At 36.6% G+C, this 20,567-nt stretch carries 36 protein-coding genes; all 36 read right to left on the bottom strand.

The genetic code is table 11. From position 1 onward, the window contains the following. Positions 1-17: 17 nt before the first annotated feature. Positions 18-824 (bottom strand): energy-coupling factor transporter transmembrane component T family protein, encoded by an 807-nt coding sequence (locus ACFO5Y_RS03760; protein ID WP_197103561.1) that lies wholly within the window; start codon positions 822-824, stop codon positions 18-20. Further along, positions 817-1,719 (bottom strand): energy-coupling factor ABC transporter ATP-binding protein, encoded by a 903-nt coding sequence (locus tag ACFO5Y_RS03765; RefSeq protein ID WP_138404373.1) that lies wholly within the window; start codon positions 1,717-1,719, stop codon positions 817-819. Before ACFO5Y_RS03765 ends, ACFO5Y_RS03760 begins: the two co-directional genes overlap by 8 nt. Then, the gene (locus tag ACFO5Y_RS03770) at positions 1,689-2,528 is read right to left on the bottom strand and encodes an energy-coupling factor ABC transporter ATP-binding protein (RefSeq protein WP_197103563.1); all 840 of its coding nucleotides are present in this window, start codon (positions 2,526-2,528) and stop codon (positions 1,689-1,691) included. The genes ACFO5Y_RS03765 and ACFO5Y_RS03770 overlap by 31 nt, the downstream gene beginning before the upstream one ends. 253 nt (positions 2,529-2,781) lie before the next feature. Further along, positions 2,782-3,162 (bottom strand): 50S ribosomal protein L17, encoded by a 381-nt coding sequence (gene rplQ, locus ACFO5Y_RS03775; RefSeq protein WP_138404375.1) that lies wholly within the window; start codon positions 3,160-3,162, stop codon positions 2,782-2,784. Positions 3,163-3,204: 42 nt separating this feature from the next. After that, positions 3,205-4,149 (bottom strand): DNA-directed RNA polymerase subunit alpha, encoded by a 945-nt coding sequence (locus ACFO5Y_RS03780; protein WP_197103565.1) that lies wholly within the window; start codon positions 4,147-4,149, stop codon positions 3,205-3,207. Between the two features lie 83 nt (positions 4,150-4,232). Beyond that, entirely contained in the window at positions 4,233-4,625 is a 393-nt protein-coding gene (rpsK, locus tag ACFO5Y_RS03785; RefSeq protein ID WP_138404377.1) for a 30S ribosomal protein S11, read from the bottom strand. A 27-nt stretch (positions 4,626-4,652) separates the two neighbouring features. Continuing rightward, entirely contained in the window at positions 4,653-5,015 is a 363-nt protein-coding gene (gene rpsM / locus ACFO5Y_RS03790; protein WP_138404378.1) for a 30S ribosomal protein S13, read from the bottom strand. Between the two features lie 27 nt (positions 5,016-5,042). Continuing rightward, positions 5,043-5,156, bottom strand: coding sequence for a 50S ribosomal protein L36 (gene rpmJ, locus ACFO5Y_RS03795; protein WP_124058139.1), 114 nt, complete (start codon positions 5,154-5,156; stop codon positions 5,043-5,045). Positions 5,157-5,188: 32 nt separating this feature from the next. Continuing rightward, positions 5,189-5,407 carry a translation initiation factor IF-1 gene (gene infA, locus ACFO5Y_RS03800; protein WP_138404379.1) on the bottom strand — a complete coding sequence of 73 codons (219 nt, stop codon included), beginning with the start codon at positions 5,405-5,407 and terminating at the stop codon, positions 5,189-5,191. A 45-nt stretch (positions 5,408-5,452) separates the two neighbouring features. After that, the gene (locus ACFO5Y_RS03805) at positions 5,453-6,103 is read right to left on the bottom strand and encodes an adenylate kinase (RefSeq protein WP_197103567.1); all 651 of its coding nucleotides are present in this window, start codon (positions 6,101-6,103) and stop codon (positions 5,453-5,455) included. Positions 6,104-6,136: 33 nt separating this feature from the next. Next, positions 6,137-7,432, bottom strand: coding sequence for a preprotein translocase subunit SecY (gene secY, locus ACFO5Y_RS03810; protein WP_138404381.1), 1,296 nt, complete (start codon positions 7,430-7,432; stop codon positions 6,137-6,139). Then, positions 7,432-7,872 carry a 50S ribosomal protein L15 gene (rplO, locus tag ACFO5Y_RS03815; RefSeq protein ID WP_138404382.1) on the bottom strand — a complete coding sequence of 147 codons (441 nt, stop codon included), beginning with the start codon at positions 7,870-7,872 and terminating at the stop codon, positions 7,432-7,434. Before rplO ends, secY begins: the two co-directional genes overlap by 1 nt. A gap of 33 nt (positions 7,873-7,905) precedes the next feature. Beyond that, positions 7,906-8,085, bottom strand: coding sequence for a 50S ribosomal protein L30 (gene rpmD / locus ACFO5Y_RS03820; protein ID WP_138404383.1), 180 nt, complete (start codon positions 8,083-8,085; stop codon positions 7,906-7,908). An 11-nt stretch (positions 8,086-8,096) separates the two neighbouring features. Next, on the bottom strand, positions 8,097-8,600 hold the full coding sequence (gene rpsE, locus ACFO5Y_RS03825; RefSeq protein WP_138404384.1) for a 30S ribosomal protein S5: 504 nt from the start codon (positions 8,598-8,600) through the stop codon (positions 8,097-8,099). A 21-nt stretch (positions 8,601-8,621) separates the two neighbouring features. Further along, positions 8,622-8,981 carry a 50S ribosomal protein L18 gene (gene rplR / locus ACFO5Y_RS03830; protein WP_197103569.1) on the bottom strand — a complete coding sequence of 120 codons (360 nt, stop codon included), beginning with the start codon at positions 8,979-8,981 and terminating at the stop codon, positions 8,622-8,624. 27 nt (positions 8,982-9,008) lie between these two features. Continuing rightward, positions 9,009-9,545, bottom strand: coding sequence for a 50S ribosomal protein L6 (gene rplF, locus ACFO5Y_RS03835; protein ID WP_197103571.1), 537 nt, complete (start codon positions 9,543-9,545; stop codon positions 9,009-9,011). Between the two features lie 41 nt (positions 9,546-9,586). Then, on the bottom strand, positions 9,587-9,985 hold the full coding sequence (gene rpsH / locus ACFO5Y_RS03840; RefSeq protein WP_197103573.1) for a 30S ribosomal protein S8: 399 nt from the start codon (positions 9,983-9,985) through the stop codon (positions 9,587-9,589). Positions 9,986-10,019: 34 nt separating this feature from the next. Then, positions 10,020-10,205, bottom strand: coding sequence for a type Z 30S ribosomal protein S14 (locus ACFO5Y_RS03845; RefSeq protein ID WP_138404388.1), 186 nt, complete (start codon positions 10,203-10,205; stop codon positions 10,020-10,022). A gap of 18 nt (positions 10,206-10,223) precedes the next feature. Then, positions 10,224-10,766: a 50S ribosomal protein L5 gene (gene rplE / locus ACFO5Y_RS03850; protein WP_138404389.1), complete on the bottom strand. Its 543-nt coding sequence runs from the start codon at positions 10,764-10,766 to the stop codon at positions 10,224-10,226. A gap of 27 nt (positions 10,767-10,793) precedes the next feature. Continuing rightward, complete coding sequence (gene rplX, locus ACFO5Y_RS03855; RefSeq protein WP_138404390.1) at positions 10,794-11,096, bottom strand: 50S ribosomal protein L24; 303 nt, start codon at positions 11,094-11,096, stop codon at positions 10,794-10,796. A gap of 26 nt (positions 11,097-11,122) precedes the next feature. Next, positions 11,123-11,491 (bottom strand): 50S ribosomal protein L14, encoded by a 369-nt coding sequence (gene rplN / locus ACFO5Y_RS03860; protein WP_197103575.1) that lies wholly within the window; start codon positions 11,489-11,491, stop codon positions 11,123-11,125. Positions 11,492-11,525: 34 nt separating this feature from the next. Beyond that, a complete protein-coding gene (gene rpsQ, locus ACFO5Y_RS03865; protein ID WP_138404392.1) occupies positions 11,526-11,792 on the bottom strand; it encodes a 30S ribosomal protein S17 in 267 nt (88 codons plus the stop codon). Positions 11,793-11,812: 20 nt separating this feature from the next. Then, on the bottom strand, positions 11,813-12,007 hold the full coding sequence (gene rpmC, locus ACFO5Y_RS03870; RefSeq protein ID WP_197103577.1) for a 50S ribosomal protein L29: 195 nt from the start codon (positions 12,005-12,007) through the stop codon (positions 11,813-11,815). Further along, positions 11,997-12,431, bottom strand: coding sequence for a 50S ribosomal protein L16 (gene rplP, locus ACFO5Y_RS03875; protein ID WP_138404394.1), 435 nt, complete (start codon positions 12,429-12,431; stop codon positions 11,997-11,999). The genes rpmC and rplP overlap by 11 nt, the downstream gene beginning before the upstream one ends. Positions 12,432-12,433: 2 nt before the next feature. Further along, on the bottom strand, positions 12,434-13,093 hold the full coding sequence (rpsC, locus tag ACFO5Y_RS03880; protein WP_138404395.1) for a 30S ribosomal protein S3: 660 nt from the start codon (positions 13,091-13,093) through the stop codon (positions 12,434-12,436). A 3-nt stretch (positions 13,094-13,096) separates the two neighbouring features. Continuing rightward, the gene (gene rplV / locus ACFO5Y_RS03885) at positions 13,097-13,453 is read right to left on the bottom strand and encodes a 50S ribosomal protein L22 (RefSeq protein ID WP_138404396.1); all 357 of its coding nucleotides are present in this window, start codon (positions 13,451-13,453) and stop codon (positions 13,097-13,099) included. Between the two features lie 17 nt (positions 13,454-13,470). Further along, entirely contained in the window at positions 13,471-13,752 is a 282-nt protein-coding gene (gene rpsS, locus ACFO5Y_RS03890; protein WP_138404397.1) for a 30S ribosomal protein S19, read from the bottom strand. Between the two features lie 37 nt (positions 13,753-13,789). Beyond that, positions 13,790-14,620 (bottom strand): 50S ribosomal protein L2, encoded by an 831-nt coding sequence (gene rplB, locus ACFO5Y_RS03895; protein WP_138404398.1) that lies wholly within the window; start codon positions 14,618-14,620, stop codon positions 13,790-13,792. Between the two features lie 33 nt (positions 14,621-14,653). Continuing rightward, positions 14,654-14,956, bottom strand: a complete 303-nt coding sequence (gene rplW, locus ACFO5Y_RS03900; RefSeq protein ID WP_197103579.1) for a 50S ribosomal protein L23 — start codon at positions 14,954-14,956, stop codon at positions 14,654-14,656. Next, positions 14,956-15,579, bottom strand: a complete 624-nt coding sequence (rplD, locus tag ACFO5Y_RS03905; RefSeq protein ID WP_138404400.1) for a 50S ribosomal protein L4 — start codon at positions 15,577-15,579, stop codon at positions 14,956-14,958. Before rplD ends, rplW begins: the two co-directional genes overlap by 1 nt. Before the next feature lie 20 nt (positions 15,580-15,599). Further along, a complete protein-coding gene (rplC, locus tag ACFO5Y_RS03910; protein WP_197103581.1) occupies positions 15,600-16,232 on the bottom strand; it encodes a 50S ribosomal protein L3 in 633 nt (210 codons plus the stop codon). 27 nt (positions 16,233-16,259) lie between these two features. Then, positions 16,260-16,568, bottom strand: a complete 309-nt coding sequence (gene rpsJ / locus ACFO5Y_RS03915; protein WP_138404402.1) for a 30S ribosomal protein S10 — start codon at positions 16,566-16,568, stop codon at positions 16,260-16,262. 439 nt (positions 16,569-17,007) lie between these two features. Next, positions 17,008-17,817, bottom strand: a complete 810-nt coding sequence (gene phnE / locus ACFO5Y_RS03920) for a phosphonate ABC transporter, permease protein PhnE (protein ID WP_197103583.1) — start codon at positions 17,815-17,817, stop codon at positions 17,008-17,010. A gap of 15 nt (positions 17,818-17,832) precedes the next feature. Continuing rightward, the gene (phnE, locus tag ACFO5Y_RS03925; protein ID WP_197103717.1) at positions 17,833-18,654 is read right to left on the bottom strand and encodes a phosphonate ABC transporter, permease protein PhnE; all 822 of its coding nucleotides are present in this window, start codon (positions 18,652-18,654) and stop codon (positions 17,833-17,835) included. A 19-nt stretch (positions 18,655-18,673) separates the two neighbouring features. Further along, positions 18,674-19,447, bottom strand: a complete 774-nt coding sequence (gene phnC, locus ACFO5Y_RS03930) for a phosphonate ABC transporter ATP-binding protein (RefSeq protein ID WP_197103585.1) — start codon at positions 19,445-19,447, stop codon at positions 18,674-18,676. Positions 19,448-19,524: 77 nt separating this feature from the next. Beyond that, positions 19,525-20,562 (bottom strand): phosphate/phosphite/phosphonate ABC transporter substrate-binding protein, encoded by a 1,038-nt coding sequence (locus ACFO5Y_RS03935; RefSeq protein ID WP_197103587.1) that lies wholly within the window; start codon positions 20,560-20,562, stop codon positions 19,525-19,527. Between the last annotated feature and the right edge of the window lie 5 nt (positions 20,563-20,567).

The following is a 20,567-nucleotide window of genomic DNA, read 5'->3' on the forward strand; positions in this document are numbered from 1 at the left end:
TTACCTCCAATTACAAATTATCCAATAAAGATTCGAATCGCAATTAATGCTGCTGTTACTAATAATAAAATTAAGAGTGCATAAGCATCTATTTTTGAGTATTTTAATTGTCTATATTTTGTCCGACCTTCTCCACCTCTATAACCTCGAGCCTCCATGGCAATCGCCATCTCATCAGCCCGGTTAAATGCGCTAACGAACAGTGGAATTAAGATGGGTACCATCGCCTTAACACGGTCAATGAAACTACCTTCATCGAATTCTACTCCTCGAGCTCTTTGAGCATTCATAATCTTTTGTGCTTCATCCATCAAAGTAGGAACATAGCGTAAAGCAATTGAAAGCATTAAAGCCACTTCGTGTGAAGGAAAACCTAAACGAGTCAAAGGTCTTAATAAGTGTTCAATACCATCTGTTAATTCTAATGGCGCTGTTGTAAGAGTTAAGATGGTTGACATCATTATAATTAAGACTAATCGCATAAAGATATAAATCGCATTGATGACCCCTAAAGATGTAATCGTTACCGGACCTAATTGGAAATAAACCGTTCCACCCACAGTAAATAACATCTGAAATATAACAGTGAACATAATAATCCACAACATTGGTCGAATTCCACGTAAAAAGTAAGATATAGAAATATTACTTAATTTGATGACAAAGAATACAAATGCGGCAAGGAGTAAGTAAGCTAGCCAATGATTTGCTAAAAAAACAATGACAATGAAAAAGAAACTGCCTAATAATTTAGTGCGGGGATCTAATTCATGAATTATTGAATTACCTTGCAAATAGCGGCCTAAAAGTAATTTATCAAACATTTTGAGACACCTCACTCTTTAGAGTACGAGATTGCTTAATTTTTACAATCTCATCAGCTAATTGATCTACAGTAATCGGTTGGGTTTCTTTAATATAAGTTGTATCTAACTGAGTATCAATGTCTTTAAAGAACTGCAGCGAATGAGGTAGGGAAAGTTGTAAAGTTTCTAGTTTATCCTCATCTTTAAATATTTCTAAGGGTTCTCCTGTCTTAACCACTGTTCCATTCTCCATCACAATGACATTATCGGCATATAAGGCCACATCTTCCATTTGGTGAGTTACTAAAACGAGTGTTAAGTTTTGTTGGCGATGTAAATTAACAAACATCTCAAGCATATACTTCTGACCCGCTGGATCTAAACCAGCTGTCGGCTCATCAAGGACAAGAACGCTTGGTTCTAAGGCTAGAACACCAGCGATAGCGACACGTCTCATTTGTCCTCCACTCAAGTCAAACGGAGAGCGGTCGTAAAGATTCTCAGGTAAACCTACTAAAGAAAGTTTCTCACGAGCAATGCGTTCAGCTTCTTCTTCGGAAACACCAAAGTTTAAAGGTCCAAACATCACATCTTTTAAGACGGTTTCTTCAAACAACTGAGACTCTGGAAATTGAAACACGACACTGACTTGTTTTCTTAGTGCTTTTAAGTTTTTATTTTTAGAATCAGCAGTAATTTCTACATCATTAATCTTTACAGTACCATGCGTTGGTCGTAACAACACGTTTAGATGTTGAATCAGAGTAGATTTCCCAGACCCAGTATGTCCGATAATAGCCGTAATCTTTCCCTTAGGAATACTTAAGTTCACATTTTTTAATGCTGAAACGGCAAATGGACTACCCGCATTATAAATATGATCTACATTGTTAAATACGATTGGATTATCCATTGTAATAAAGCCTCCTCATCGAAATATTCGTCCGGTATATCTACTCCACGCTCCATTAAAGCATGTTTCAACTTCTGTGTGAATGGTAAATCAAGTCCCATATCTATCAAGCCCTTACCTAAATTAAAGATATCAGCTGGAACACCTTCATTTTTCTTTTCGCCATCTTTCATTACTATAATTCGATCTGCTTTGGAAGCTTCGTCGATATCATGTGTGATAGAAATAACAGTTAAATCATGTTGTTCTTTAACTTTCTCAATCGCTTCAATCACTTCTTCGCGACCTAATGGATCTAACATCGCCGTTGCTTCATCGAGTAAAATTACATCTGGACGTAAAGCGATTACACTTGCTAGTGCCACTCTTTGCTTTTGACCACCAGACAAACGGGCTGGCTCTTTCTTTTTATGCTCAGTCATTCGTACTTGCTGAAGTGCTTCATCAACACGTTGAATCATCTCAAGTCGTTCGACTCCATTGTTTTCTAGACCAAAAGCAACATCGTCTTCAACCGTTGCTCCAACAAATTGATTGTCTGGATTTTGAAAAACCATTCCGACAGATCTTCTAGCTTCCCAAACGGTTTCTTCATCTAATAATTTACCATTGATAAATACTTCTCCACTTGTAGGTACTAAGAGACCATTCATAATTTTTGCTAAGGTTGATTTACCGGATCCATTAGGTCCGATTAATGCTACCCATTCTCCTTTATTGATGGTCAGGTTAACATTCGTCAAAGCAAAAGACTCTACGCCTTGATATTGAAATGATATATCTTTTAATTCGATGATAGGATTGTTCATTATTATCTTCCTTTCGCGACACATCTTACTGATTTTTTCATAGGTAAATATACCATTTATTTTGTTTCGTTTCTCAAAAGAATCATATACTTAACTATAAAAAAAGCACTTACGATAGAAGCACATGGATTGGAGGAGAAAATCCCCTCCAATCTAAGCAATGAACATTGCTTGTGCATTAGAGCTAGACCAAATTATTGATCATAACACTCTCCATCATTAAGTGACTAAACTTTTGGTTCTTATTTAATTATTAAACTAACTCTAAGATTACCATTGGAGCAGCGTCACCACGTCGTGGTCCTTTTTTAAGGATACGAGTGTAACCTCCATTACGGTTTTCATAACGGTTAGCATAATTATCGAATAAACGATCTAATACTGATTCAATAATTACTTCGTCATCTTCAATACGAGCATCAGCTAATTCGCGGCGTAAGAATGAAGCTGCCTTACGACGAGAAGCTAAGTCACCTTTTTTACCTAATGTAATCATTTTTTCAACAGTTTTACGAACTTCTTTAGCACGAGCTTCAGTCGTTTCGATGCGTTCGTTGATAATTACATCAGTCGTTAAATCACGTAGTAATGCTTTACGTTGTGTACTTGTACGTCCTAATTTACGGTATGCCATTAAGATTCCTCCATTTCTTGTAAAATAAACCCTACTGATCTATTATTCGTCGTCTTTCAGACTTAGGCCTAGATCATCTAATTTGCCTTTAACTTCTGCTAATGATTTACGTCCTAAGTTACGAACTTTCATCATTTCAGCTTCAGTTTTATTTGTAAGTTCTTGAATTGTATTAATTCCAGCACGTTTCAAGCAGTTGTATGAACGAACAGATAAGTCTAATTCCTCAATTGTCATGATAAGAACTTTTTCTTTTTCTGCTTCTTCTTTTTCAACCATAATTTCAGCTTCGCGTGCTTCATCGTTTAAGTTAACAAAGATATTTAAATGTTCAGTCAATATTTTTGCAGCTAAACTTAAAGATTTTTCTGGACTAATTGATCCGTCTGTCCAAATGTCTAAAGTCAATTTATCAAATATATTCTTTTGACCAATACGTGTATTTTCAACTTGATAATTCACTTTTTCAATTGGTGTATATATTGAATCGATTGGTAATACACCAATTGGCATATCATCACTCTTATTGTATTCGCTACGTGCATAACCTCGACCGTTGGACACGCTAATACGCATGTTCAATTCTGCATCTTCGGCTAAGGTACAAATATGTAAATCTGGATTTAAAATTTGTACATCATTATCATGAATAATGTCAGCAGCTGTTACTGTTTTTGGACCCGCAACATTTAATTCAATTACTTTGCTTTCTTCCGTGTGCAATTTAAGGGCTAACTTCTTCAAGTTTAAAATGATCGTAGGAACATCTTCCACTACACCATCGACTGTAGCGAACTCATGAAGCACACCATCAATTTGAATATTAGTTACTGCTGCACCTGGTAATGAAGATAGCAGAATACGACGTAATGAGTTTCCAAGAGTTGTTCCATATCCACGTTCTAATGGTTCAATCACGATCTTGCCAAATTTTTCATCTTCACTGACTTCAACCGTTGTAATCTCTGGTTTTTCAATCTCGATCATTAGTAATTTTCCCCTTTCAATACGTTATGTCTCAATGATAATTTTGTAGCAACATTAAAAGTTTTTAAATATAGGAATTATCATTAAACACGACGACGTTTTGGTGGACGAGCACCGTTATGTGGGATTGGGGTTACGTCACGAATTGCTGAAACCTCTAATCCAGCTGCTTGTAATGAACGGATTGCTGATTCACGACCAGATCCTGGTCCTTTAACTGCAACCTCTACAGATTTCATACCATGTTCCATTGCGCCTTTAGCAGCAACTTCTGATGCCATTTGAGCTGCAAATGGAGTAGATTTTTTTGATCCACGGAATCCTAATGATCCTGCTGATGACCAAGAAAGTGCGTTACCATTCTCGTCTGTAATCATAACGATTGTATTATTGAATGTTGAACGAATATGTGCGATTCCACGTTCAATATTTTTTCTGTCGCGACGACGTCTACGAGCTTGTTGTCTTTTTGCCATGAAGTCTTAACCTCCCTTTTAAATTAATTATTTCTTACCTTGAACTGCTTTTTTTGGACCTTTACGAGTACGAGCGTTGTTTTTAGTGTTTTGTCCGCGAACTGGCAAGTTACGACGGTGACGGTTACCACGGTATGATCCGATTTCTTGTAAACGTTTGATGTCTAAACTTACTTCACGACGTAAATCACCTTCAACTTTGATTCCGTCAACAATAGAACGTAAACGGTCTAATTCATCGTTAGATAAATCTTGTACGCGAGTGTTTTCAGATACGTTAGCATCTGCACAGATTTGTTTTGCTGTAGTGTTCCCGATTCCAAAGATATATGTTAATGAAATAACAATACGTTTGTCACGTGGAATATCAACTCCTGCTATACGAGCCATAGACTAGTTTCCTCCTTTTTCTTAAAATTAACCTTGACGTTGTTTGTGTTTTGGATTTTCGCAAATTACCATTACTTTACCATTACGGCGGATAACTTTGCACTTTTCACAAATTGGTTTTACTGATGCTCTAACTTTCATCATTTTCCCTCCTTAAACTTCTTAACCATCGACTATTTAAAGCGATATGTAATTCGACCTTTTGTCAAATCATAAGGAGACATTTCAACTGTTACTTTATCTCCTGGCAAAATACGGATATAGTTCATACGAATTTTACCTGAAACATGAGCTAAAATTTCGTGGCCATTTTCTAATTCAACTTTGAACATTGCATTTGGCAAGGTTTCTAAAATAATTCCTTCTACTTCAATAACATCATCTTTAGCCATTAATACTTCCTCCTTTTTTTACCAGTTAGTGAAATGCTTTGGTATCTATTCTCCAAGAATATTACGTATCTCACGATAAACTACTTCAATCGGATTTTCACCACTAATGCGGTGTAGTATGTTTTTATCATCGTAGAATTCTAAGATCGGTTTAATTGATTCCATCTGTAAGTTAATACGGTGTCTAACTTTTTCAGGTTTGTCATCTTCACGTTGATAGAAGTCATGAGAACCACAGTTATCACAAACACCATCAACTGAAGGTGGATTGTATACTTTATGATAAGTAGCTCCACAATTACGACAAATAATTCTACCGCTTAGACGTTTTTCAAGGACATCTGAATCAACATCGATATAAATAACAGCGTCAATATCAGAATTCATCTCTTTTAAATTCTCTTCTAGTGCATGTGCTTGTTGAAGCGTTCTTGGGTATCCATCTAGCATAAATCCATTAGATTGGACATCTGATTCTGATAAACGTTCACGAACTAAATTGTTCGTAACATCGTCAGGCACAAGATTACCAGCATCTGTATATGATTTAGCTTCTAATCCCAACTTCGTTTCATTCTTAATTGCTTCACGGAAGATATCCCCTGTTGCAATATGTACCATTGAATAATCTTTGGAGATATGTTCACTTTGTGTTCCTTTCCCTGCTCCGGGAAGGCCCATTAATAAAATATTCATATAAATCGTCCTTACTTATTTAATATCGATGAACTATTGATAAAGAAATCCTTTATAGCGACGTTTTACCATTCTACCTTCGATTTGTTTAGTTGTTTCTATTGCAACACCTACAACAATTAAAATACTTGTTCCACTTAATGAAATATTCATTGGTATTTCCCAGATAAATCCAGCAACGATCGGTAATACGGCGATTAATGTTAGATATAATGCACCGACACCACTTAAGCGATTAATTAATTGTGTAATAAATGTCTCGGTATCATTACCAGGACGTACACTTGGAATATAAGCGCCTTGTTTCTGTAAATTTTCTGCTACTTTCTCAGGGTTAACCTGTACTAATGAATAGAAATAAGTAAAGGCAATTAGTAATACAGTATAGAATACTGCTCCTAATGGATGTTGTAAGTTAAACAAGTTTCCGAAAAATTGCATCACTGGACCTGCGTTGTCAGTACTTAAGAAAGAAAAGATCGTTTGTGGTGTTGTAATAAACGACGTTGCGAAAATTACAGGAATAACACCCGCAGAGTTAATCTTTAATGGTAAGTGCGCTGTATGTCGGGCACCAGTTGCTTTCTTAGAGTGATGAATTGGAATACGTCTTTGTGCTCTTTCCATTAGAACTACAATAACAATACTTACGATGATTACTAGTACAATGGCTAATAATATTAGTAAGTTTTGTGTCAGTTCATTACCTGTCACACCTGATATAGATGATTGGAAAAATCCATAAAAATCTTTTGGCACTTCTGCAACAATACCGGCGAAGATCAACATAGATACTCCGTTTCCGACACCATTACGTGTGATTTGCTCACCTAACCAAACTAAGAACATTGTTCCTGCCGTTAAGATTAAAGCAATTGTTAAATAAGTTGCCATTGTAGGGTTATTAATTAAACCTAAACCAGATAACTGGTTAAATCCAAATGATAATCCTAAAGATTGGATAAAGCCTAAAACTATTGCAGTGTAAGTAGTAGCTTGATTAAGCTTACGTCTACCGACTTCACCTTGTTTGGCCCACTCGGTAAACTTAGGAACTAAGTCCATTTGCAATAATTGCATAATGATTGATGCAGTAATGTATGGTGATACACCCATCGCAAAGATAGAATATCTTTGAAGTGCACCCCCACCAAAAGTATTCAATAAACCTAATACCCCAGTATTGCTTAATGATTGTAAAGCACCAGCGTTAACACCTGGTACTGGGATATGAGACCCTAAACGGAATACTGCGAAGATAAACAGAGTGAATAAAATTCTACGTCGGATATCTCTAACAGCGAATGCATTTTTCAAGAAGGAAAACATTAAATCACCTCAATCGATCCACCAGCACCAGTGATAGCTTCTTCTGCAGATTTAGAGAATTTAGCAGCTTGAACTGTTAATTTTTTCTCTAAGTTACCATCACCTAAAATTTTAATTCCTGATAATTCGTTTTTCACAACGCCAGATTCAATTAATAAAGCTGGTGTAACTGTTGTGCCATCTTCAAAACGGTTTAATGTTTCTAAGTTCACTACAGCATAATCTTTACGATTGATGTTAGTGAAACCACGTTTTGGTAAACGACGGAATAAAGGTTGTTGTCCACCTTCAAATCCTAAACGTACTCCACCGCCTGAACGTGCTTTTTGACCTTTTTGTCCACGACCAGCTGTTTTTCCGTTCCCTGAACCTTGTCCACGCCCAACACGGTTACGTAATTTGCGTGATCCTTCAGCAGGTTGTAATGTATGAAGTTTCATTCCTTCGGCACCTCCTTATATTAGATTTTATACTTAAGCTTCTTTGACTTCTACTAAATGGCTTATTGTACGAACCATTCCACGAACAGATTCATTGTCAGGTTTCACAACACTCTTGTTAAGTTTTGTTAAGCCTAACGCTTTAGCTGTTTGAATTTGGTTTTGTTTACGTCCAATAAAGCTACGTTTTAATGTGATTTCTAAGTTGGCCATTGAATGTCCTCCTAACCTAAAAGTTCTTCGACTGATTTGCCACGTAATGCAGCAACTTCATCGGCTTCTTTAAGATTTTTTAGACCTTCAACAGTTGCAGAAATCATGTTAATTGGTGTATTTGATCCAAGTGATTTACTTGTTACGTCAGCAATACCAGCTAACTCAATAACGGCACGGACTGGTCCACCAGCGGCAACCCCAGAACCGGCTGTTGCAGGTTTAAGTAATACTTGTCCTCCACAGAATTCACCAACGATTTCATGTGGAATAGTTGTTCCTGATGTAGGGACTTTAATCATGTTTTTCTTAGCATTTTCGATACCTTTACGGATCGCTTCTGGTACTTCTTGAGCTTTACCTGTAGCAAAACCAACGTGACCATTCTTATCACCAACAACTACTAAAGCAGAGAAACGTAGACGGCGTCCACCTTTAACAACTTTAGTTACGCGGTTAATCGCAACTACGCGATCTTCAATTTCGCCTAATGTTTCTGGATTAATAAATTCCATTAAACAATGTTCCCCTTTCTATTAAAATTCTAAGCCGTTTTCACGAGCAGCTTCAGCTAATGCTTGAACACGTCCGTGATATACATATCCACCACGGTCAAATACTACTGTTTTATGTCCAGCAGCTGTTGCGCGTTCAGCAACTAATTTACCAACTGATGCAGCTTGTTCGACTTTTGTTCCATTTGATTTAACTTCTTCGTCTTGTGAAGAGGCACTGACTAGCGTCACACCCGCTACGTCATCAATTAATTGAGCGTAGATGTTAGTATTCGAACGGAATACACTTAAGCGTGGGCACTCTGCAGTACCAGAGATTCTATTACGGATACGTAAATGTCTTTTTTTACGTAATTTATTTCTTTCTGGTTTTGAAATCATTTTGTCACCTCTTTAATTTTTTATTTATTATTTACCAGTTTTACCTTCTTTACGGCGTACAAATTCACCAACATAGCGAATTCCTTTACCTTTATACGGCTCTGGTGGACGAACTGCACGAATGTTTGCTGCTAATTCTCCAACTTTTTCTTTATTGAATCCTTGAACGATGATTTGTGTGTTTGAAGGAACTTCAAAATCAACACCTTCGCTAGCTTCGAATTCAACTGGGTGTGATAAACCAACGTTTAATGTAAGTTTGCTACCTTGTTTTTGTGCACGGTAACCAACACCGATTAATTCTAATTCTTTTTTAAATCCTGTAGACACACCTTCGATCATGTTAGCAATTAATGAACGAGTTGTACCATGGATTGAGCGGTTAGCTTTATTGTCATTTGGACGAGTGAAAGTGATTTCGTTATCCGCGATTTCTAATGAAATTGCTGGCGATAGTTCACGAGTTAATTCGCCTTTTGGGCCTTTAACAGTTGCTGTAGTACCATTTAGTTCTACGGTAACTCCTGATGGAATTACTACAGGTTTTTTACCTATACGACTCACAGTACCGCACCTCCTTATATTTTATAATATTTATCTACAAATTACCAAACGTATGCTAAAATTTCTCCACCGATTTTTTCGTTTCTTGCAACTTTATCAGTTACTAAGCCACGAGAAGTTGAGACGATTGCGATTCCTAAGCCATTTAAAACTTTAGGAATATCTTCAGATTTAGCGTAAACACGTAAACCTGGTTTAGAAATACGTTTTAGACCTGTAATAACTTTTTCGTCATTACGTCCGTATTTTAAGTTTAATTTAATTACATTTTGCTTGTTATCTTCAGTTACTTCATAACCTTTAATGAAACCTTCGTTTTTTAAGATTTCAGCAATTGCCACTTTAGTATTAGAAGATGGTGCTGTTACAGATGTATGTTTTTGTGCGTTTGCATTACGAATTCTTGTTAGAAAATCTGCAATTGGATCTGTCATTACCATGTGTATTTACCTCCTTAGTTTAAAAGTATTTGAATTACCAGCTTGCTTTCTTAACGCCAGGAATTTGTCCTTTATAAGCAAGTTCACGGAAGCAAATACGGCAAAGTTTGAACTTACGGTAAACTGAATGCGGACGTCCACAACGTTCACAACGTGTGTATTCTCTCACTTTATATTTTGGTGTACGTTGATTTTTTTCTACCATTGATTTTTTAGCCAATACGATTCGCCTCCTTTATTATTTTTTAAACGGCATACCTAACTCTTTAAGTAAGGCATGTGATTCTTCGTCAGTGTTTGCTGTTGTTACGATTACAATATCCATTCCACGAACTTTATCTACGTTATCGTAGTTAATTTCTGGGAAAATTAATTGTTCTTTAACACCTAAAGTGTAGTTTCCACGACCATCAAAGGCTTTGTTTGAGATACCTTGGAAGTCACGTACACGTGGTAATGATACTGTGATCAATTTGTCTAAGAAGTCATACATTCTTTGTCCACGTAAAGTAACTTTAGCTCCAATTGGCATTCCCTCACGAAGACGGAAACCTGCAATTGATTTCTTAGCTTTTGTAATAACTGGTTTTTGTCCAGTTAATAATGTTAATTCTGCAACTGCTTTATCTAAGTTTTTAGCATTTGAAACTGCATCACCAACACCCATGTTAACAACAATTTTATCTATTTTTGGTACTTCCATAACAGAAGAGTAGTTAAATTGTTCAACTAATTTGCTAGTGATTTCGTTATTATATCTTTGTTTTAAACGGCTTTCCATTAAACTTTGTCCTCCTTCCCAAAATGATTAGTTAAGTGTTGTATCTGATTTTTTAGAGAAACGTACTTTTTTACCATCTTCAAAACGGTAACCAACGCGTGTTGCTTCTCCGTTAGAATCTACTAATTTTACGTTTGATACATGAATTGGAGCAGGGAATTCTTCGATTCCACCTGTCGCCATTTGAGTAGGTTTTTGGTGACGTTTATGGATGTTTAATCCTTCAACGATCACTTTATCTTGCTTAGGTAAAGTTTTAAGAACTGTTCCTGTTTCGCCTTTATCTTTACCAGCAATAATTTTTACTGTATCTCCTGATTTAATGCGCATGAATTGTTTCCTCCTTCGTAATTGGATTAAAGAACTTCTGGAGCTAATGATACGATACGCATGAAGTTGTTGTCACGTAATTCACGTGCAACTGGTCCAAAAATACGTGTTCCACGAGGTGTCTTATCATCACGAATAATGACACATGCATTTTCGTCAAATTTTATATAAGACCCATCATTACGGCGAGCTCCTGTTTTTGTGCGTACGATTACTGCTTTTACTACGTCACCTTTTTTGACAACTCCACCTGGTGTTGCATGTTTAACTGTTGCAACAATTACATCACCAATGTTAGCTGTTTTACGACCTGATCCACCTAGTACTTTAATAGTTAATACTTCACGTGCACCAGAGTTATCGGCAACTTTTAATCGACTTTCTTGTTGAATCATTCCGATGTCCTCCTTCCGATTTCTTCTTTATGTATTAGATAATTACAGCTTCTTCAACGATATCTAATAAACGGAAGCGTTTCGTTTTAGATAATGGACGAGTTTCCATAATGCGGACGATGTCGCCTTCTTTTGCGCTGTTATTTTCATCATGTGCTGTATATTTTTTTGAATATTTAACACGTTTACCGTATTTAGGGTGTACTACACGAGTTTCAACAACAACAGAGATTGTTTTGTCTCCTTTGTCTGAAACGACACGACCACGATAAACTTTACGTTTGTTACGTTCTTCAGTCATTTAACATCTGCCTCCTTTTATTATTTAGTCAGTTCTTGTTCACGTAAGACAGTTTTAATACGAGCGATTGTTTTACGTACTTGACGTAAACGGGCAGTGTTTTCTAATTGTCCTGTTGCTAATTGGAATCGAAGATTGAATAATTCTTTTTTATATTCTTTTTCTTTGTTAACCATATCAGCAGTGGATAATTCTCTAATTTCTTTAATTTGCATTCGATTCACCACCATATTCTTCACGTTTTACGAATTTTGTTTTGATAGGTAATTTGTTTGATGCAAGACGGAAAGCTTCACGAGCTACTTCTTCTGGAACTCCATCGATTTCAAACAAGATTTTACCACGTTTAACTGGAGCTACCCATCCTTCAGGTGCACCTTTACCAGATCCCATACGAACACCAATTGGTTTAGATGTGTATGATTTGTGAGGGAAGATTTTAATCCATACTTTCCCACCACGTTTCATATAACGAGTCATAGCTATACGAGCTGCTTCGATTTGACGATTTGTGATCCATTTAGATTCAATGGCTCTTAATCCGTAAGTTCCGAAGTCGATGTTTTTTCCACCTTTAGCTTCTCCGCGCATTTTACCACGGAATTCACGACGGTGTTTTACACGTTTAGGTACTAACATGATTAATTTCCTCCTCTCTGGTTGTTTTCATTTACTTCAGGAAGGATTTCTCCACGACAAATCCATACTTTAACTCCAAGTTTACCGTATGTAGTGTCTGCTTCTTCCCAAGCGTAGTCGATATCTGAGCGAAGTGTATGTAATGGAACTGTACCTTCACTGTAGTGTTCAGTACGTGCCATATCAGCACCGTTTAAACGACCAGATACTTGTGTTTTAACTCCTTGTGCACCAGCACGCATAACACGTTGGATAGCTTGCTTTTGAGCACGACGGAATGCAACACGGTTTTCTAATTGACGAGCAATATCTTCTGCTACTAATTTTGCGTCTAAGTTTGCTTGTTTAATTTCCACAATATTGATGTGTACTTTTTTACCAGTTAATTTATTTAACTGTGCACGTAGTGCATCAACTTCAGATCCACCTTTACCAATAACCATTCCTGGTTTAGCAGTATGAACTGAAACAATTACACGGTTAGCAGCACGTTCAATTTGAATTGTTGAAATTGAAGCGTCTGAAAGTTTACCGTAGATGTACTCACGAATGCGTAAATCTTCATGTAGGAAGTCGGCATACTTTTTATCAGCATACCATTTAGCATCCCAATCACGGATTACGCCAACACGCATACCTATTGGATGTACTTTTTGACCCATGTATTATGCCTCCTCTTTCTCTGATACCACAATTGTGATGTGGCTTGTTCTTTTATTGATTGGTGAAGCTGATCCTTTAGCACGAGGACGGAAACGTTTCATAGTTGGTCCTTCGTTAACAAAAGCTTCACTTACGAATAAGTTTTCTAAATCTAAATCATAGTTGTGTTCCGCGTTAGCAATAGCTGACATTAACACTTTTTCGACAGCAGGCGATGCTGATCTTGGTGTGAATTTCAGAATAGAAATTGCTTCACCTATGCTTTTTCCTCTAATTAAATCAGTTACTAGACGAACTTTACGAGGGGCAATGCGGATTGTTTTTGCTGTTGCTGTTGCAGATGTAATTTGTTCTGACATCTAATTTCCCTCCTTTATTAACGTCTTCCTGTTTTTTTATCGTCATTTGCATGACCTTTATATGTACGAGTTGGTGCGAATTCGCCCAATTTGTGTCCTACCATATCTTCTTGGATGTATACTGGGACATGTTTACGTCCATCATATACTGCAATTGTTAGCCCAATGAAGTTTGGGAAGATTGTTGAACGACGCGACCATGTTTTAATAACTTGTTTTTTCTGAGCATCTTCTTGAGCTTCTACTTTTTTCATTAAGTGTGCGTCAATAAATGGCCCTTTTTTCAAACTACGACTCACAGTGTAGCCTCCCTTCGGAAATTTAATCTATATACGATTATTTCTTACGTCCACGAACGATTAATTTACTTGATTTTTTCTTAGCATTACGAGTTTTAAGACCAAGAGTCTTTTTACCCCAAGGTGACATTGGACTTGGACGTCCGATTGGAGCGCGTCCTTCACCACCACCGTGTGGGTGATCGTTAGGGTTCATTACAGATCCACGAACAGTTGGACGTTTAGATAACCAACGTTTACGACCTGCTTTACCAATGTTAATTAATTCGTGTTGTTCGTTACCAACAGTTCCGATTGTTGCACGGCAAGTTGATAAGATCATACGAACTTCACCTGAAGCTAAACGTACTAATGTATATTTACCTTCTTGTCCTAATACTTGAGCACTTGTTCCAGCAGAACGAACTAATTGTCCACCTTTACCTGGTTTTAACTCAATATTGTGAATTACAGTACCAACTGGGATATTGATTAATGGTAATGCGTTCCCTACTTTGATATCTGCTTCAGCACCTGATTCAATCTTTTGACCTACTTTAAGTCCTTTTGGTGCGATGATATATGTTTTAATTCCATCTTCGTAGTTAATTAATGCGATATTCGCGCTACGGTTTGGATCATATTCGATAGTTTTAACTGTTCCGACAACGTTGTCTTTGTTACGTTTAAAGTCGATAACACGGTAAGCACGTTTGTGTCCACCACCGTTGTGACGAACTGTGATTTTACCTTGGCTATTACGGCCAGCTCTTTGTTTTTTCGATTCTAATAATGATTTTTCAGGAGTTTTTGTTGTAATCTCTGAGAAGTCATAACCAGTCATATTACGACGACCGTTAGTTATCGGTTTGTAGTGTTTAATTGCCACTCGAATTCCCTCCTACTTATCTTATTTTGTGAATTATTCTTCGTCTTCTTCTGTTTCGAATAATTCGATGTTAGCTGAATCAGCTTTTAATGTGATGATTGCTTTTTTGTATTTACGTGTGAATCCTTGGTAACGACCCATACGTTTTGCTTTTCCTTCAACGTTGATAGTATTTACTTTCTCTACTTTAACGCCTTCAAACATAGCTTCAACAGCTTGTTTAATAAGGTTTTTGTTAGCACGACGATCTACTTCAAAAGTGTATTTGTTATCGTCAATGTCATACATAGATTGCTCAGTAATTACTGGACGTAGGATTACTTCTGAAAATTCCATTATGCTAATGCCTCCTCTACTGTTGATAATGCTGCTTGAGTGATTAATACTTTGTCATAGTTAACAACGTCTAATACGTTGATGTTGTTCTCGTCAATAACTTTAACGTTATCGATGTTACGAGCTGATAAGTATGCGTTATCGTTGTTATTTTCTAAAACGATTAATGTTTTAGTGTCTAAGTTTAAGTTAGATAAAATTCCTTTAAGGTCTTTTGTTTTTGGTGCATCTAAGCTTAATCCATCAACAACTACAAATTTATCTTCAACAACTTTTTGTGATAATGCTGATAAAATTGCTAAACGACGTACTTTTCTTGGTAATTTGTAACTGTATGAACGAGGTGTCGGACCAAAGACAACTCCTCCCCCAACCCATTGTGGTGAGCGGATAGATCCTTGACGTGCACGACCTGTTCCTTTTTGTCTCCAAGGTTTACGTCCACCACCGCGAACTGCGTTACGGTTTTTAACTGCGTGTGTACCTTGACGTAATGATGCACGTTGCATGATTACTGCATCGAACATAACACTTTCGTTTGGTTCGATACCGAAGATCGATTCGTTTAACTCAACTTCTCCAGCTTGCGATCCGTCTTGTTTAAATAAAGTAACTTTTGTCATTCTCGTTCCTCCCCTCTTAATTAGTTAGATTTAACTGCTTTTTTAATTTGTACTAAAGATTTTTTAGCACCTGGTACATTACCTTTAATTAAGATAACGTTATCTTCAGGATTTACTGCAACGATTTCTAAGTTTTGAATCGTCACTTGTTCACTACCAGTTTGTCCAGGTAATTTTTTACCTTTTAAAACACGTGATGGTGAAGCTGCCATTGCCATCGCACCTGGGCGACGGTGGAAACGAGATCCGTGAGCCATTGGTCCACGAGCTTGGCCGTGACGTTTAATAACCCCTTGGAAACCTTTACCTTTAGATGTTCCTGTTACATCGATGATGTCTCCGACTGCGAATGTTTCTACAGTGATTTCTTGCCCAACTTCATATTCTCCTAGCTCGACATCACGAAATTCGCGAATGAAGCGCTTAGGAGTAGCGTTTGCTTTCGCTACATGACCTTTATGAGGTTTTGTTGCTAATACTTCACGTTTGTCTTGGAAACCTAATTGTACAGATTCATATCCATCTGTTTCATTTGATTTCACTTGTAATACAACGTTTGGTTGAGCTTCCACTACTGTTACAGGGATTAACTCACCATTCTCCGTAAAGAATTGCGTCATTCCTACTTTTGTTCCTAAGATTCCTTTGGTCATGAGTACACCTCCATTTTATTTTTTATTTTATAACTTAATTTCTACGTCTACACCACTTGGTAAATCTAATTTCATTAATGCATCAACTGTTTTAGCAGTTGGGTTAACGATATCGATTAAACGTTTGTGTGTGCGCATCTCAAATTGCTCACGTGAATCTTTATATTTATGCGGTGAACGGATAACTGTATACACCGAACGTTCTGTTGGCAATGGGATTGGCCCTACAGTTTGTGCTCCAGTTCTTTGTGCAGATTCTACGATTTTGTTCGCTGATACATCAAGAGCACGATGCTCATAAGCTTTCAGACGAATACGAATTTTTTGGTTTGCCATTGTTTTTCCTCCTCCGTCAAATTTGTTAAATTGACTTGCTCCGCAAGAATTACCGACTACACTGGTCATTGGCAACTCAGCCTAGCGTGTCGCAACCTCTCGCTTCATAGCTCGCCCACCTCATAATATAGGGGGCTGTGTTACGTTCAGTAGAAATAAATCTACTTATGACACAACGAATATTATAACGAACACATCACTTAGAAGCAAGCTTTTTTTGCACTTTTTTCAAGAAACTTCAAAATAATGATTCTTTCTATTATATATACGTGTTTTTGTGTCTCTATTTAAGCTTTGTAACATTTTAATGGAAAATCCTGGTGGATGGAAGTCTTTTTTTATATTTATTTATTATTACTTATTTTTTGTATATTTAATGGAAGGAATAGAAAAGCCAAGGGAATTCCGAAGAACTTCCTTGGCTAAATATAGTCAGCTATTATCCATTTGCTAATTTCTCTCTGGATTTAGATGAGATAAATTCAATAACTAAAATCAATATTATTAATCCAATTAAAATCGAACCAACTTCACTCCATCGATATGAGTTCATTGCGAATATTAATGGCGCTCCAATACCCCCGGCTCCTACTAAACCTAAAACTGTTGCATCTCTTAAATTCATATCAAAACGATATATAGTTGTAGATAAGAAGTTTGTAAAGAGTTGAGGAATAACTCCATATCTAATCTTCTCAAACGTATTACATCCAGCAGCCTCCATTGCTTCTAGTATTCCATCATCTATTTCTTCTATAGTATCTAAGTATAATTTCGAAACCATACCTATAGATGTAATTGACATTGTTAATACTCCTGCATAAGCTCCTGGTCCCGTAACCCTAATAAACATCAGACCATATACAAAGGATGGTATTGTTCGAATAACTACGAGCAATGTACGTGTAATAAAGGAGAGGACTGGTCCGACTATACTTTGTGACATTAAAAATGCTACAGGTATCGCTAGTACTGATCCAAATATTGTTCCTAAAAATGCAATACATATTGTTTCAAATAATAAATATGGTACCCCCTCATCAGAGAATTCAAATAGAAATTCTAAATCTGGAGATAGGATTCCTGTTATAATATTTCCAGCAATGGTTGAGCCTCGACTATCAATTCCATTGAATTGTACGCCTGTTACTGACCATATTAGAAACGCTAGTAAAATAGCGAATATTGTAATGTAGTATACTCGTCGATTAGGTTCACGCTCAAGTTGTTTGTTAATCATATTATTCATTTCTTGTGCCTCCTCCTAAGTCAATTTCTGACGGCAGTATTCACTGATCTGTTCGATTATGAATACAACGACCATTAATATTAGTAGTATCATCCCGGCATTTGCATAATCTCGCCATCCTAATTCTTGATTTAAGATTAAACCTATTCCACCTGCCCCTACATATCCTAAGATTGCGGCGTATCGAATGTTACCCTCGAACGCAAAAAGTGATACGGATAAGTACGTTGGCATAATCTGAGGAACTACTGCATATCGGAATGCTTCTACTTTGGATAATCCCATAGATTCCATGGCTTCAAAGGGTCCCATATCAATATTTTCGATATTCTCATACATTAGTTTACCAATATAGGAAAACGTAAAGATGAATATTGCTATAGTACCTGCAGTCGTTCCAATTCCAAAGATAAATGTTGCGATTGAAGCTGTAATCAATGTTGGTAATGTCCGCGTAATTGATAAGAATAGTTTAAAAAAGCCAGTAACCCAACGACTTTGAATTAGATTTGATGAAGATAACATAGCAATAGGTATAGCTACGAGAGCACCTAACACCGATCCAAGTAATGACATTTGAATAGTGTCAATCATGGGTCTCCATATATTGTTTGCATAGCTCCAATTTGGTGGAATCATTTGTCCCAAAATAACAAAGAATTGTTCCCCACGTTCAGCTAAGACTGATAATTCGGTCTCAGTTACTTTAGTTGAAATATATGTAAATATTAATAATAACAAAATAATTAATGGGGTTCTTGACGCTCTTTGATAGATTTTTTTACCGTTAGATAATACTATTTCTTTGGGTTTAAAAACACGATCATATAATTTCATTTCCACAATAAATCCCCCTCTATACTGGTGATACTGAAGATTCAACAACTTCAATAGGTTGATTTTGGTAGATTTTGTTTAATACTTCTTGATCAACGTCACTAGATGGACCATCATAAACGATTTCCCCTTTTGCAATTCCAATAATACGATCTGCATACTCTAACGCTAAATCAACATGGTGAATATTAATTAATACTGAAATATCCATTTCTTTATTAATGCGTTTAAAATCATCCATAACAACTTTAGCTGTGACTGGGTCCAAAGAAGCGACAGGTTCATCAGCTAATATAATAGAAGGATTTTGCGCTAACGTTCTTGCAAGAGCTACACGTTGTTGTTGACCTCCTGATAATTGGTCTACACGCGTATATGCTTTATCCAAGATTCCTACTTTATCTAAAGCTTCCAATCCTCGTATTTTATCCTCTTTTGTAAAACTACCCGTTAATTTACGCCAAAATGATAACTCTGGCACACTCGATACTAATACGTTGTTTAATACACTAATTCGAGTGACTAAATTAAATGATTGGAAAATCATTCCAATTTTTCGACGGAAACGTCTTAATTCTTTTGAGCCTAGGGCAGTTACATCTTCATTATCAACAGTCAGTGTTCCATCTGAAATACTGTGCATGCGATTAATACAACGGATTAATGTTGATTTCCCTGCTCCGGATAGACCAATAATCGCAACAAACTCACCTTGTTCGATGGTTAAATTCACATCTTTTAACGCGGTTACGCCATTAGAATATTTTTTACTTACATTTTCAAATTTTATCATTTCTTACAAACCTCTCTTCAAGCAAATAAAGGCCAGGATTTATCCTAGCCTTCAAATATTTATTATAATATTAGTTATTAGTTAGATTGTTCACGTAAAATTTCTTGTGCTTGACGCTCTACATCGTAGTCCGCACTCTCAGCAACTTCATATCCTTCGTGAGCGTAAATTGTGATAATCTCTTTACCTTCTTCAGTCTCAGAAATATTAATGAATGCTTCTTGTAAAGCAGATTTAAGTTCATCAGACATATTTTCTGAATTGTTACTTACTGAAATAGTATCATTGTAGATACCTGGTGTAACTCCAATAACATCAGTATCTGTCCAGATGTCATTTTCTCCACCTAATTCAGATTGCCATTGATCAACGTAGTCACGACGACCATCAGCAAATACTGTTAAGATATCTACTTGACCAGAAGCTAGACGTGCAAATGAGTTTAAGTAAGAGTCAGCTTGCACAACGTTTTCTAAATCGCTTAAGTTTTGTTGGAAGTTATCTTGTAACCAAATTGTTGGATAAATGTAGCCTGCTGAAGAAGATGGACTCATAACAGACCAATTAGCTGAATTTAAGTCTTCAAATGATAACTCTTCACCATTATTAACTTTATCTGCTAATTCACGACCTTTTTCTGATGGTCCTGCAATCATAATAGCACGGTAATACGTTACTTGTTCGTCCGTTGCTTCAGTTGGTTCGTTCGCATTCCAATCAGCTGGATCGTCTGAATCATTACTTAAACCAGCACGTGTAGAAGTTAAAATAACTTCTGCGCCATCATCATATAATACATATGTTCCACCTGGAATAAATCCGATATCAATAGTCCCTGCTGATAAACCTTCTCCAACTGCTTCATATGAAGTACCTACAGAGATATCTACTGAACCTACTTCATAACCAAGAGTAGCTAATTCGTCAATTAATAATTGCTCTAATGGTTCTGTTGCTGTTACGATTTCTTCCGGATCACGTGATGGTACAAATCCGATTGATAACTCATCAATTTGAGTTGTTTCTTGCGCAGCTACTGCTGGCATTGCTACTGAAGCAAGTGTTGTTACAGATGCTAAAGTTAAAGCAGCTTTTTTTATCCAATTTTTAAACATAAGAT

The organism is Ruoffia tabacinasalis (assembly GCF_042652985.1).
GTDB classification, from domain to species: Bacteria; Bacillota; Bacilli; order Lactobacillales; family Aerococcaceae; genus Ruoffia; species Ruoffia tabacinasalis.